The sequence below is a fragment of the Brevibacillus agri genome, assembly GCF_004117055.1.
Taxonomy (GTDB): domain Bacteria; phylum Bacillota; class Bacilli; order Brevibacillales; family Brevibacillaceae; genus Brevibacillus; species Brevibacillus agri.
Window position 1 is genome coordinate 2,136,559 of record NZ_CP026363.1, and the last position, 13,180, is coordinate 2,149,738.

Consider the following 13,180-nt stretch of genomic DNA (forward strand, 5'->3'; position numbering starts at 1 on the left):
CGAGGACAAAGGCCAACTGCGCGAATCAGACAGTTGGCCTTTTTACTTGCCGCCGGACGGACAGGGATTTTTCCGGGAGCTTTGGCGGCGCAAGTTTTCTGAAACCTTTTCCTTGCAAGGGCGTCTTACTAGATGATTGGCTTTGCAAAGGAGGAGAATCTGTGAAAAAAAGGAGCAAAATGGCTGTGCTTTTGCTGGCAGCCAGCGTACTGGCCGCGCCGGGAGTTCCGTTTGCGCCGGCTCACGTTTACGCCTACGACGGCAAATCTGATCTCGACATCATTCCGTTGCCAGACGACATGCGCAAGCTATTGGTCGAGCTGCGGGACGATTACGTGCCAGCGCTGTCGGAGCTGCATGTCGATTCGATCGGCACAGGCAGCAAATCCGAGACGATCATTTCTCTGTCCGACAGGAAAAACGTCATTACGGCAGGGGTATCTTTGGAACTGGTCGTCGATGCTGACGGCAACATTACGTCCCTGGAGCTGAAAGGCGCAGATCGGGACAAGTCGAAAAAATGGGACAAAAAACAAAGCTATCAAAAGCTGAGCGATTTTATCCGCGAGCAGGTGCCTGTCAGCCACGTCATCGCTGCCCAACCGATGCTCTCGACGGATCGGAGGTCGCAGCTCGACCAGTTGGCCGTCGTGTCGTTTTACCCGTTGCTCAACGATGTCTGGGTGAAAAAAGAAATGGGCCGCGCGTTCATAGACGCGTCCGGGCAAATTGTCCAGTTTCATCAGGAAAAAATCAAGCTGCCGCTGGCGTCGGAGGTGGCTGACCCGAAAAAAGCGATTCCGCTGGAGAAAGCGAAACGCGAGTGGGAAAACCAGCTTCGCATGCAACTCGTGTACGACGCGGCCGCGGGCAAGCTGGTGTACGAGCCGACAGAGCTGCCGGTAATTGACGCCGTGACCGGAGAAGTCGTCCCTGCTGTGTACAGCAAAGAGAGCGAGGTTCTCAAGCTGAAAGGCTCGGCTGACAACAGCATCTGGGGCGACCGCAAAAAAATGGAGCAGTGGCTGGAGGCGACGTTCAAGCTGCGCGTGAATACGCTGACGTTCCAGGCGCCATCGGAGAAAGCGAAAAAGCGGGATACCGATCTGTACGAGTGGAACGCGAGAATGTACCAGAGCGCCTCTGTTCTGGTCGACCGCAAAACGAAGTCGCTCATCGAGTTCAGGCTCGACGGATCGGCAGAGAAAGAGCTGGAAAAGCCGTTGCAAGCCGAAGAGGCGAAGGCGCTGGCGCTCGAATTTGCCGAGAAGCATTTGCTGACCAAGGAACAGTCCTTCGTGGTGCGAAAAACCAGCCAGCTTGACAATTTGCCTGGCTGGGCAGACCAAAATCTCGTCCGGCCGATCTACAGCTACGCCTTCTTCCCGCACAGCAATGACATCCCGGCCAAAACGCCGCTGTTCACGGTCGAGGTGGACGCGAAAAAGGGAACGGTCGTGGCAGCAAAGGTGAACGAAATCCCAGCCATGCCTGCGACCATCGATCAGTCGGGCGTCATCGGCGAGGAAAAAGCGAAGCAAGCTTTTGTGCAAAGCATGGTCCTGCGCCTGGCGTACGACTACCCGAAGGTGGGGGGACAGACTGCGACCACTCCGCAGCTCGTCTATTTGCCAACGGCCGATACGGAAGCGATGCAGGTGGACGCGGCTACAGGCGAAGTCGTGGACAGTTGGATCGAGTGGACAGCATCATACTAGACAGGCAGTGGCCCGGCATCGCGACAGAGCGTGCCGGGTTCTTCTATGCGGGCTTATTCCTTCGCAAATGGCCGGGCTTGCAGCTTTTCTTTTCAAAATAGACAAACACTTCACGGCTGGTAGGATTTTTTTTCTTTTTGTAGAATAACTTCTTGATTCCCATTTGATTTGGCAAAAATGCCGATCACGAGAAGGAGAAAGTGCATGAAACGGCCAACCTATACCCTACCAAGTATTGTCAAGAAGGTATTCCGGTCCGGTGAGCGCTCCCTCCCACGTACGGAGATTTGTTCCCGGATGGAAGCGAATGAGCTGACTGCTTTGATGGATCTGGACAGTTCGACACTACTTGATAAAGTGTTGAAGATGGAGCAGTCGCCAGTGCGGGTTGCCAGCTCGGAGGCGATTGTGGAGATCACCTACCAGCCTCATCAGGTGTACGACCTGGCGTATCGCTTTTTGCGCGACACGCAAGCGCCGAAAAAGCTGGAGCAGATCGTCGCAGAGCTGCGCCGTCAGACGCAGTTTGGCTGGAACCAGATCCTTCGCATGTTGCAACTGGAACGCGACCCTCGCTTTGTGCAGTACCAAGGTGACGACAGATGGTTTTTGGCAGAGTGGACACAAGCGAATGACCAGGTGTACGATTTTTGCCGGGACAATGGTATCACGCAAGTAGCTGCCCGCTCGCTTGTTCATTTTTTGGAGCAAGAAGTGAGGATAGCGGCAGATGCTGCTTTTCTGCCCATGCTGGACGACCGTTTCCGGATTGAGGGAGATACGCTGTATATCATTGCGCGCAGTGATGTGACCGATGAGGAGCTGGCTGCGGAAGAAATCGCAGCGGCAGACTCTTCTGAATCGATAGCCATCATCGAGAATGAAACAGAGGAAGTTGCCCCCGAATCAGTGAATCTTTTGCAGCAGGCAACCGAACAGCAGGAACCAATTTTTACCAAGGAGGAAACGAACATGACAAACGCTACGAACACGCGAGTGCTGGAGGAAGTACAACAATTGCTGCAACAGGCGATCAGCCGCCTGGAAGGCCGCAACCAGGAGATGTCCCAGGAGGTTGTCGCCCATTTTCAACAAAGCAATATGCAAGCTATAGAAGTGCTGATGAAAGAGAAACATAAGCATGAGCAGATCGTGCTTGGCATTCAGCAAGTACTGGCGACCAGTGAGCAACAATGAGTAAGCTTGAGGCCACGATCCGGTTGGAACAGCGATTTGATTTGCTGCGCGACGTCATCGCGAGTTATCGGATTCGCCTTCAAGACATGGAGCAGGAAGTGGTGGAACTTTTTGCCGCCAACCAGCTCTCTGCTATTTCTGCATGCATGAGCGAGAAGCAGCGCATCGTCCGGTTGATGAACCGCCTGGAGCTGTTTATCAGCCAATGGGAAGGCAAAAGTGATGTGGGAATCGCTCATGAACCAAAACGAGAACACTTGAACACATGATGGAAAATGCGGTAAAATAGGGGGATTGTGCAGGATTCCCCGCGCATGCCGCGTGGGATGGAAAGGAGATCCAAACCCTCTATGTCAGTAGGAAGAAACGAACTGTGCCCTTGCGGGAGCGGAAAAAAATACAAGAAATGCTGTGGGGTAGTCACTCCGATTGCGGAGCTGCGCAGCCGTCACGAGCAAAAATTGCAGAAGGAATACGCGGGCTGGGTGGAGCGCCTGAATCATTTCGTTGGCGGCAATGTGACCAGCGAGACGATTCAGGAAGCGCGCAGCCGGTTTTCGGCAGAAGTCGGCCTGACCGAAGAAGAGGTCACGCGTCCAGAGTGGGCCGCGCATTTCTTCAACTGGTGTGTCCTGGATGTAAGAACAGGCGGAAGCACGTTGCTTGAGAACTACATCAAGCAGCACGGTCGCCGGATGGAGCCTGATCTTCGCCGTGCTTTTGCCGACTTGCATCTGAATGTGTACGAAATCATGGAGGTTGAGCGGGATGTCATGACCGTTCAACAGCCGCTCACGCTGGAGAAGCATTACATCCTGCGATCCAACAGCCTGAGCGTCATGCCTGGGCAAATCATCGTGGGACGTCTCTTGAACCTGGGGCTGCGCAACATGCTGTTTTCCGGCAGCATCATTTTGCAGCCGCACGTCAAGGACAGCTTGCTGGAATGGCTGAAGGAGCATCCGGAAGTCGAAGAAGCGGCGGCCGACACGAGCAAACGGGTGTACACCACGGCGCTGTACCGTTTTATTGTCCAGTTTGGCGGAACGGACAACGGACAGGCAGGAGCGGGCCAAAGCTCCTTGCTCCGTCGCACGTATCCGTTGCAAAATCGCGAGCAACTGCTCAAGGCGATTGAGGCAAACCCTGCTTTCGAACTGAAAAAGTCCGACGGTACAAAAGAAGTGTGGGTGTATGCCACGCGCAAGGAAGAGCACCTGTTCCCGGCTTTGAAGGATGCGCTCCTGGAGCTGTATGAAGTGCAGGCAGAGGTGCTGCTTGAGGATGACAAGCTGTATCTGGAAGGATACGCACCGGATCTGGAGGAAGTAGCGCAGTTGCTGTTGCTGCTTGCCTACGAGCAGGAGGAAGAGATTCGCGTCCTGACCTCGACCGGCTCCAAGCTGTCCAAAGGCACCTTGTTTATTACCAGCCAGCCTACGCTGCCGCCGAAGGTTTTGCAGTGGGCCGTGCAAACGTATTTTGCGGAAAAATGGCTGGTGACGCCACACGAAGCGTTGGAAGAGCTGGCCCCTGTCCTGGTTGCGGCAACCGACAGCAAAGAGCTGCACGCCAAGCTGGAGAGCCTGCTGGAGCAGTTGGAGCAAGACCATAAAGTAGGACAAGGCCTTGCGCGCTACATTCGGATGGATATGTTGCGCCCGCGTCTGTCGCTTCAAAACGACAGCCTGCACGTGAACAACCTGCTCACCCGCCCGCTGATCGAAGGCTTGCCGGAGAGCGTGTACACGGTCCACCCGGACAGGCTCGCCGACATCAACCGCTTCGTTCAGGAGATGACGGACGGCAAGTCGGAAGCAACTGTCAAAAAGTACGACGAGGTTATGAACAACTTCCGCTCTTTTGTAAGAGGCGCGTTCGGTCCTTCGTTTACATGGGAACAACTGCGCAAGGAAGATCTGGCTTACTTCCTCGTGCACGATATTTACACACGCGCGGATGCCGTGACGAAGACGTTGGCAACGAACCTGTTGTCGGTCATGACCGCTTTCTTCAAATGGCTGGACAAGCACAGCAAGACAAGCTTGCATGCGAACATGCAGTCCTTGTTTGCCGAGTTGAAAGAAAGCTTGCCGGAAGCCTACCGCATGCGCGGTCTGCTGGAAAAAGCAGCGAACCAGAATCTGTACGGCCAGGCGACTGTGCCGAAGGATGTCGCAGAAGAAGCGCTGGTCGTGCTTGGCGCCGACGCCGACGGTTTGGTAGTCAAACGCCCTGACGGCGAGAAAATGACGCTGGCTGTAGCGGCAGATGTGAAAGACGTGCTGACATCTGACTGGATCGTCTCCGGTCTGGTCGGCAAAGGCGAGGACGGCCTCTGGCGCCTGTATGGCACGCCTGAGCTGTACCCGCCCGTCATTGCCCAACTGCTGGGAGTGCGGACTGGCGTGTTGGTCTAACCAACAGCTTGATCGACAAACAAACAAAACCCGGGGAAAAGGCTCCTCGGGTTTTTTCTTTCCTTCCTGATGCCAGGACACGCTTACCGTGCCCATTCTCGCAGCGTCTTGTCTTTTGGCAGCAAAAGTCCGACGAAGCCGATCAACGGCAACGCGGAGCAGAGCGTGATGACGAAGCCAAGGCCGAAGATGTCTGCCAAATAGCCGAACACGAGCGCGCCCATGCCGCCCATCCCGAATGCCAGGCCGATAATCAGGCCGGATACGGTGCCGATTTTGCCCGGCAGAAGCTCCTGGGCGTAGACGACTGTGACCGAAAAGCTGGAAAGCATGATAAAGCCGCTTACGACCAAGAGCGGAAAGGCCCAGAACCCGGAGACGTATGGTGTCAACAAGGTGAACGGCAGCGATCCGAGCGTCGAGAGAATCAGCAGATTGCGTTTTCCGAACCGATCCGAGAGCGGGCCGCCGAAGAAGGTCCCGACGGCTCCGGCGAACAGGAAGCCGAACACGACGAGCTGGGCGCTGGAATAGTCCATGTGCTTGATGTACATCAAGTAAAACTGGTAAAAGCTCTGATAGCCTGCGTTCATCCACGAGCGGACGCTGACGATCAGAATCAGCAGCCAGAGGGCGATCAGCCGCTGCTTGCGATTCGTGTACGCGACGACGGCGGCAGCCGTTTTCTTCATTCGTTGCTGGCCGCGATACCAGAGCGCCACGTAGAGCAGGACGCAGCTTGCCAATACGGCTGGCAGCAAAAACCAGGCTGCGCCAGGCTGGCCGAGATTGGCGAACACGAGAATGGTCATCAGCGGTGCCAGCGCTTGCCCGGCGTTTCCCCCTACCTGGAAGATCGATTGCCCCAGGCCGCGGCGAGGGCCAGACGCCTGATGGGCGAAGCGGGACGCCTCCGGGTGGAAGACGGCCGAGCCGATTCCGACGCAGGCAACGGCGACGAGCACGAGGTAGTAACTGCCCGCAAACGCGAGCGCGAGCATCCCGATCCCCGAGACGAGCAAGGCGAGCGGCGGCAAAAACGGTTGCGATTTGCGATCGGAATAGTAGCCGACTACCGGCTGCAGGACGGAGGAAGTCAAGTTCATGACCAACAGGATGACCCCTACCTGCGTGAAGGTCAACGCAAGATTTTTTTCCACGATCGGAAGCAGGGCGGGAATGACCGCTTGCAGGCTGTCGTTCAGCAAATGAACGAGGCTGATGGCAAACAGCATGCGGTAGACGGTAGGTGCCGCTTTCCCCCCGCCGGATGCCTGGAGCGGCGTAGATGTGGCACTCATGTCAGTTCATCTCCATTTAGTTGTAGTGTAAAAAAACAGCGCAATTACCCATGTACCCTCTGTTCGCCCACGCAGTTCGCCCACGCACTTTTTCTCACTGTAGCACGGAATAGAGGGAGGCGTCATTACTGTCTGGACGGCATATGGCGGCAAGACATAACGGCTTTCTGGCGAGGAAGTTTTCAACCCGGTAGGTAAATGCCAGAGCGTTGTCGAAAAAGATGGGGGAGAAGATGGACTAGACCATGAGCAAAAGGCTGGGAGGAGTGCCAAAGTGCTGAAAGGGATGACCGAATACTGGCTATGCGTGGGTGGAGCCAACGTGGACGTGCAAGGAGTCACTTCTGCCAGATTGCTGCCTGGGACGAGCAATCCAGGGCATGTTCAGCAAGTGGCAGGCGGAGTAGCTCGAAATGTGGCGGAAAATCTGGGGTGGTTGGGGGAAGAAGTGCAGCTCTTCGCTCTCGTAGGGGAAGACGCTGACGGAGAATGGTTGAGACAAGTGACGGCCAAAAGCGGAGTAGCGACGCATGGAATGGTGCGAATCGCCGGCAAATCGACAGGACGGTATTTGGCGATTCGCGACCTCGATGGCGAGCTGTACACAGCCGTGGCCGATATGGAAGTCAATGAAGCGTGGACAGACGAGCTGGTTCAGCATGCCCTGGAGCGCCTGCCGCATGCAGCGGGGCTGTTTATGGATGCGAACCTGCCTGTTGCTGTCATGCGCGTTTTTGTAGACGAAGCAAACCGATTGGGAAAAATCGTGGTGGTCGATCCCGTCTCTGTGAAAAAGGCGGAAAAATGGCGGCCGTTTTTGCCGGGAGTCCGCGTGCTGATCGCGAGCATTGACGAGGTCGAGGTGCTGTGCGGCCAATCGCTCCACTCCTTTAGCGACGTGGAAGCGTGTGCAAAGCGGCTGCTCGAGCAGGGACTCCATCAGCTTATGGTGAACTGCGGCGAGGCTGGCCTGTATCTGTGCCGCCAGGAAGAGTCCATCTGGGTAGCGGCTCCTCCTACGCCGATCCGCGAAGCGGCGTGTGATGCATTTGCCGCGGGGATTATTTACGCGCAACGGATGACGCCCCTGCTCCGAGAGCAAGCGGCTTACGGAATGGCGCTCGCCGAGTTGAGCCAGCACAAAACGGGCGATTACGACCTGCGCGCGCTTTTGCAGCGAAAAGAGTTTTTTGCCGGAAAAGAAATGCAGATTTTCGAGCGGGAATGAGAATACATAAGATGACGTACACTACTTGCGTATCAGCAGCGAGGAGGAGTGTACATGGAAAAGAAATCGAACGACGTAAACGGCAAGCAGGAAAGTCACGTGCGCCAAGGCGGCGATTCTCACCGCTCCAAGCAAAAGCAGCCGGAGGGTCCCGTACAAGGTTTTAGCCAGGCGCCAAAAGGCTTGCAATAACAAACAAAAAGCCTCCCCCATCGACAAAAACGGTGGGGGAGTTTCTCTTGTAAGGAACATTTTTCTACAAATGAAGACAATCCTGTGATACAATATCTGAATCAGATGATTACCAACAGAAGAAAATATTAGTGCATCTGGTTGAGTGGCACTGTTCACAATTGTGCCTCCCTTTTCTTTTGTCAAAAAGCGTGCGCAAACAAGGAGATTGATACATATGCCAGAAACTGTTGTAAAAACACGCGCTTCTGCTCCACGCAAGAAAAAACAGCCGACCCGCAGCCGCAAGCTGCGCAGGTTCCTGATGATTTTCACATTGACGGTCCTGTTGTTGGTAGGCGGAGTTGCCGGAGCAATTTATTGGAAAATTGAAGACACTCTGGATGTAGTAACAAAGCCGGTAGAAAATGGTTTTGCTTCGGAAGCTTCGAAAAATGCGGACCCGGTTTACCACGCCGACAAGCCGATGTCCTTCATCTTGCTCGGCTCCGACTCGCGTCCCGAGACAGGCTCGATGAACACGGACGTCATGATCGTCGCGGTCGCCAATCCACAGACGAAAAAAGTGACGATGGTATCCATCCCGCGCGATACACGGGTGAAAATTCCGGGATATCGCGACTACCACAAGATCAACTCGGTTTACGCCAACGGCGAGGCAGAGCGGAGACAGGCAGAGCGCAACAACCAGACGCCGACCGAAGACGGCATTTCCTTGACGAAGAAAACGTTGAACGAAATTTTGGGGATTCCGATTGAGCATTACGTCGCTGTCGACTTTGACGGCTTCAAGGCGGTAATCGACGAGCTGGGCGGAGTCGAGGTCAACGTCGACCGCAAGCTCGTGTACGACGATCCGACCGACGACACGCACATCAATCTGAATCCGGGACTCCAGACGCTGAACGGCGAGCAGGCACTTGGCTACGTGCGCCACCGCCACGACAATCGCGGAACGAAATACTACTCTAGCGACTTCGATCGCAACCGCCGCCAGCAGGAAGTGATCCGCGCCGTTGTCGACAAAGTCGGTTCCCTGGACGGCTTGACCAAAATTTTTAACATCATGGAAGTAGGCGCGAAGCACATCCATACCGACCTGTCCAAAGAGCAGATCAAAGGGTTGGCCTATGATTTCAAAGGCTTCAACGCTTCTACCTTGACCACGCTCGACAACGGAGCGTACTGGCAGGGCGGATATACGTTCCTGGAAAAAGAAAAGCTGGAGCTGATCCGCAGCTCCTTGCAGGCGGAGATGGGCCTGTCCGGCAAAGTAGTCGCACAGTTGAACAACTCCCCGATCCTCGGAGCGGGTGAATCATCGGTTGCCTCCAGCAGCAGCAAGTCGACCAAAAATAGAACGACAGAATCAGCGGCTCCGGCGACTTCCAAGCCGAAAGCGACAGAGGAGCCGAAAAAGCAGACGGAGCCGATCGAAGTAGCGGAAGGACAGGAGCTTGCGGAAGAGGGCGCCGCTCCCCCCCCGGATGTAGTCAGTCCCGAGCAGCCTCAAGGCCAGACCACTGTGCCTGACGCGCAGACGCCAGCTTCGAATAGGAATGCGACCCAGCCGCCTTCCGCACCAGCAGGCAATACCGGAACACCGGCGCCGCCGCCAGACATCGTTTCCCCTCCTGTCACCGGGCAGGACAGCGGAGCGACGCAAGGCAGCCCGACAAGCAAATCATAAGTACGCCAAACAGGCACTCGCTTCTTTCTTTCGGAAGAGCGGGTGCTTTTTTTTCGACATAGCCAAGCATTTCTATTTTCAATAGATTTTTTTTTACGAAAAATGAAACGAAAGGTTTAGAAAACACCAATTTCGTGGTACAATAATAATATGCTGATAAGACAGATTAATCAGATAATTAAGGACCTGACTGGAGGGATTTGGATGACGATTTTCTTGGTGAACCTGTTTCTGGTGATTGCCTTTGTGTACCTCATCAGCCGCCAACAAAATGAAGAGCTTGTGTACGACGAAGATTTTTTCCTCCAGAACCCCTCAGCGCTGGAAGAATATCAGCAGATGCCGATCGATTTCCAACACGCCTTTTTCCGCAAGCACAAAGAGTGGATTAAGGAAAAATATATGCGCGGGGAAAGCTACATTTTAGGCTATTGCCCGAACAAGGAAGTAAGACGCGCGTGGCTCTCTGAATTTATGAACCAAAAAAATATGAACAATACACCGACCCCTTCCTGAGTGAAGGGGTTTTTCGTGTCCGGGGCAATCGTGCTATACTTCTAGCTGGATAAGGAATAACGCAACTAACAGGAGGAACCATTTACGTGCTGCAATTATTGGTCGAAAAACTAAATCAACTGCTGTCTGCGCGAGGAATGATTACGGATATCGTCTTGCGCTCGGACCGCTCTTTGCTCGAAGACGAGGAAATGCGTGAAGTGATGATTTCCTTCGCGGGCACCTTTGAAGAAGAACAGCCTGTAGCTACCATTCATCTGTTTTTGCTGGAAGATGAAAAAAGCTGCGAGGTAGAGGTCGAGATCGCGTATCCGTACGAGCTGGCGGCAGAACAGATCCAGGCGTTGTGGGCGCAGGCCAGAAGCCGGGTGGCGGAGTGCTCGCTGTCGGAAAAGCGCCGTTACATAGAGCCAGGCAAGCTCGCCGAGACGAGCGTGCAGGTGGACTATCACTTTGTCGTCCAGACGCCGCAGAGCGCAGCGGAAGAAGCGGACTTGAACGAGACATTGGAAAGGTTCGCGGCAGATTTGGGCGAGTTGGTCAAGCTCGGGTAGGCAGACAGGCAGGCTGCGACACACAGGCTGCGACACACAGGCTGCGACACACAGGCTGCGACACACAGGCTGCGACACACAGGCTCAGGAGAAGTGCTCCTGGGCCTTTTTGGATGTTCTTCCCCCGCACGGTGAGTTTTGTTTGGTTTTGCCAGCAGAACGGGCAGGATTTGCGAGCTGGTGTGCAGAATCGAATACAATAGAAAATGAATGAGTATTCATTCGTATTGAGGGAGGGGCATATTTTGAAGCTTGCAAACGTACAGGAACCTGTCCAAATTGGGGCGATGACACTGCCGAACCGAATCATCATGGGGTCGATGCACGTCGGTTTTGAACGACTGCCGGACGGTGTGGCACGGCTCGCCGAGTTTTACGCGGAGCGGGCCAGAGGGGGAGCCGGGCTGATCGTGACGGGAGGCGCTGCTGTGCTGCCAGAGGGCGGCATGGGCGAAGTGTACTGCAACGTGTACTTGGATGAGCACATCGAGCAACTGAGGGTGATTACGGAAAAAGTTCACCAGGCCAACGGCAAAATTGCCTTGCAGCTTTTTCACGCAGGCCGCTATGCGTACAAGGAGGCAACCGGGCTTGATCCGGTAGCGCCGTCGCCGTTGCAAGCCCCGATCAATCGCTGGAAGCCGCGGGAGCTGGATGCGTCGGAGATCGAACTGACGATTGCTGCCTTTGCCGCCGGAGCGGTCCGCGCGCAAAAGGCCGGATTTGACGCGGTGGAGATCATGGGCTCGGAAGGCTATCTCATCAACCAGTTCCTCTCTCCAGTCACCAACCATCGCCAGGACGACTGGGGGGGAGACTTTTTGCGCCGGGCGCGGTTTGGCATCGAAGTGGCGAAGCGGGTGCGCGAGGCGGTTGGGCCTGATTTTCCTGTCGTGTTTCGGATGTCCGGGCTCGATCTGATTCCGGACAGCACGAGCATGGAGGAGACTTTGCAATTCGCCCGCATGCTGGAGGACGCAGGCGTGAATGCGCTCAACATCGGAATCGGCTGGCACGAGTCGAAAGTACCGACGATTTCGATGATGGTCCCGCGCGGAGCGTACGTGTGGGTCGCCCGGCAGGTCAAGCAGGCTGTCAGCATCCCGGTGATCGCCAGCAACCGGATTAACGATGTGCGCCATGCCGAAGAAATTTTGCGGGAAGGGCATTGCGATCTCGTCTCCATGGCCCGGCCTTTTTTGGCAGACCCGCAAATCGTGGCGAAGAGCGTGGAAGGACGGTATGACGAGGTCAACACGTGCATTGCCTGCAACCAGGCTTGCCTCGACCATATTTTTGACGGCAAAGTGGCTTCCTGTCTGGTCAATCCGCAGGTCGGCAGAGAGGCGGAATGGGCGATTGTTCCGGCGGGAGTTCGGAAAAAGGTGGCGGTCGTGGGCGCGGGTCCCGCGGGCTTGGAGGCGGCGCGCGTGCTGGCAGAGCGCGGGCACGAGGTCGTCCTGTTCGAAAAACAAACGCGGATTGGCGGCCAGCTCAACTACGCGCGGCAAGTGCCGGGCAAAGCGGAATTCAACGAAACGCTGCGCTACTATCGCACGCAGCTTGCGCGGCTGGGCGTAGAGATCAGGCTGGGGACGGAAGCAGAGGCGGATGCGCTGGTGGCGGAAGGCTTTGCGGAAGTTGTCATCGCCACGGGAGTCGTCCCGCGTGTGCCGGAGATTCCTGGCCGGGAGCTTGGGCATGTCGTCATGTACAACGAAGTGTTCGAGCAAAAGGCGAAGGTCGGAAACAAGGTGGCGATTGTGGGAGCAGGGGGGATCGCCTGTGACTTGTCGCATTTGCTCGTCCACAATGAAGTCATTTCCGCGCAAACGGCGGAGTATTTGCTCTCCTACCGGATCGTGGACGAACAGACGATTCACAGGTTGCAAGCGAGCAAGCGAAAAGTGTTCATGCTGCGCAGAGGCAAGCATGTCGGCAGCGGCTTGGGCAAAACGACCCGCTGGGCGACATTGGCGCAATTAAAGCAAAGAGGCGTGGAGATGCTGACCCAGATCGAGTACAAGCGAATCGCTCCGGAAGGGGTGTACATCAGCGTAAACGACGAAGAGCAGCTCGTGCCTGCCGATACGGTGATTATCGCGGCTGGCGCTACGCCGAACCAATCGCTGTATCACGCACTGACGAACCGCCTCCCGGTTCATCTGATCGGCGGGGCAAAAGAGGCGGGAGAGCTGGACGCCAAGCGGGCGATCCTGGAAGGGGCACAGGTTGGCAGAGCGATTTGATGTTCGCAAAAGATTTTCTATTCCGAAAATAGGCTGGATCGTGTATGATGAGAAAAAGAAGTCGTCTTTTCGGAACTTTTGTCGAATCGCTTTTCAACATACTTAAATTCTTGCA

11 protein-coding genes are annotated in these 13,180 nt (G+C 55.4%); 10 read left to right on the forward strand and 1 reads right to left on the reverse strand.

Annotated features, from left to right (window positions below):
• The first annotated feature begins 161 nt into the window (after positions 1–161).
• The 4 genes from BA6348_RS10675 (at position 162) to BA6348_RS10690 (ending at position 5,335) form a co-directional block, all read left to right on the forward strand.
• Complete coding sequence (locus BA6348_RS10675; protein ID WP_005828966.1) at positions 162–1,718, forward strand: YcdB/YcdC domain-containing protein; 1,557 nt, start codon at positions 162–164, stop codon at positions 1,716–1,718.
• Positions 1,719–1,922: 204 nt separating this feature from the next.
• Positions 1,923–2,915: a hypothetical protein gene (locus BA6348_RS10680; RefSeq protein WP_007784604.1), complete on the forward strand. Its 993-nt coding sequence runs from the start codon at positions 1,923–1,925 to the stop codon at positions 2,913–2,915.
• Entirely contained in the window at positions 2,912–3,184 is a 273-nt protein-coding gene (locus BA6348_RS10685; RefSeq protein ID WP_005828962.1) for a hypothetical protein, read from the forward strand. The genes BA6348_RS10680 and BA6348_RS10685 overlap by 4 nt, the downstream gene beginning before the upstream one ends.
• An 81-nt stretch (positions 3,185–3,265) precedes the next feature.
• Positions 3,266–5,335 (forward strand): YecA family protein, encoded by a 2,070-nt coding sequence (locus tag BA6348_RS10690; RefSeq protein ID WP_122953056.1) that lies wholly within the window; start codon positions 3,266–3,268, stop codon positions 5,333–5,335.
• Between the two features lie 83 nt (positions 5,336–5,418).
• Here the strand turns inward: BA6348_RS10690 and BA6348_RS10695 are convergent, their stop codons facing one another.
• Positions 5,419–6,636 carry an MFS transporter gene (locus BA6348_RS10695; protein ID WP_005828957.1) on the reverse strand — a complete coding sequence of 406 codons (1,218 nt, stop codon included), beginning with the start codon at positions 6,634–6,636 and terminating at the stop codon, positions 5,419–5,421.
• A gap of 274 nt (positions 6,637–6,910) precedes the next feature.
• Here BA6348_RS10695 and BA6348_RS10700 point away from each other — a divergent pair, with 274 nt between their 5' ends.
• The 6 genes from BA6348_RS10700 to BA6348_RS10720 all read left to right on the forward strand — a co-directional run bounded on the left by BA6348_RS10700 (position 6,911) and on the right by BA6348_RS10720 (position 13,065).
• Positions 6,911–7,864: a carbohydrate kinase family protein gene (locus BA6348_RS10700; protein WP_005828955.1), complete on the forward strand. Its 954-nt coding sequence runs from the start codon at positions 6,911–6,913 to the stop codon at positions 7,862–7,864.
• 54 nt (positions 7,865–7,918) lie between these two features.
• Positions 7,919–8,056, forward strand: coding sequence for a hypothetical protein (locus BA6348_RS26640; protein WP_005828954.1), 138 nt, complete (start codon positions 7,919–7,921; stop codon positions 8,054–8,056).
• 217 nt (positions 8,057–8,273) lie between these two features.
• Positions 8,274–9,746 (forward strand): LCP family protein, encoded by a 1,473-nt coding sequence (locus BA6348_RS10705; protein WP_005828952.1) that lies wholly within the window; start codon positions 8,274–8,276, stop codon positions 9,744–9,746.
• A gap of 204 nt (positions 9,747–9,950) precedes the next feature.
• Complete coding sequence (locus tag BA6348_RS10710) at positions 9,951–10,262, forward strand: hypothetical protein (protein WP_005828950.1); 312 nt, start codon at positions 9,951–9,953, stop codon at positions 10,260–10,262.
• 86 nt (positions 10,263–10,348) lie between these two features.
• Entirely contained in the window at positions 10,349–10,816 is a 468-nt protein-coding gene (locus BA6348_RS10715; RefSeq protein ID WP_005828949.1) for a hypothetical protein, read from the forward strand.
• Positions 10,817–11,022: 206 nt separating this feature from the next.
• A complete protein-coding gene (locus BA6348_RS10720) occupies positions 11,023–13,065 on the forward strand; it encodes an oxidoreductase (RefSeq protein WP_369750403.1) in 2,043 nt (680 codons plus the stop codon).
• Positions 13,066–13,180: the final 115 nt, after the last annotated feature.

Excerpts from the sequence above, each read along its gene's own strand:
- BA6348_RS10695 (WP_005828957.1), bottom strand. The coding sequence starts at position 6,636 with ATGAGTGCCACATCTACGCCGCTCCAGGCATCCGGCGGGGGGAAAGCG.
- BA6348_RS10720 (WP_369750403.1), top strand. The coding sequence starts at position 11,023 with ATGAATGAGTATTCATTCGTATTGAGGGAGGGGCATATTTTGAAGCTT.
- BA6348_RS26640 (WP_005828954.1), top strand. The coding sequence starts at position 7,919 with ATGGAAAAGAAATCGAACGACGTAAACGGCAAGCAGGAAAGTCACGTG.
- BA6348_RS10705 (WP_005828952.1), top strand. The coding sequence starts at position 8,274 with ATGCCAGAAACTGTTGTAAAAACACGCGCTTCTGCTCCACGCAAGAAA.
- BA6348_RS10710 (WP_005828950.1), top strand. The coding sequence starts at position 9,951 with ATGACGATTTTCTTGGTGAACCTGTTTCTGGTGATTGCCTTTGTGTAC.
- BA6348_RS10685 (WP_005828962.1), top strand. The coding sequence starts at position 2,912 with ATGAGTAAGCTTGAGGCCACGATCCGGTTGGAACAGCGATTTGATTTG.
- BA6348_RS10680 (WP_007784604.1), top strand. The coding sequence starts at position 1,923 with ATGAAACGGCCAACCTATACCCTACCAAGTATTGTCAAGAAGGTATTC.
- BA6348_RS10690 (WP_122953056.1), top strand. The coding sequence starts at position 3,266 with ATGTCAGTAGGAAGAAACGAACTGTGCCCTTGCGGGAGCGGAAAAAAA.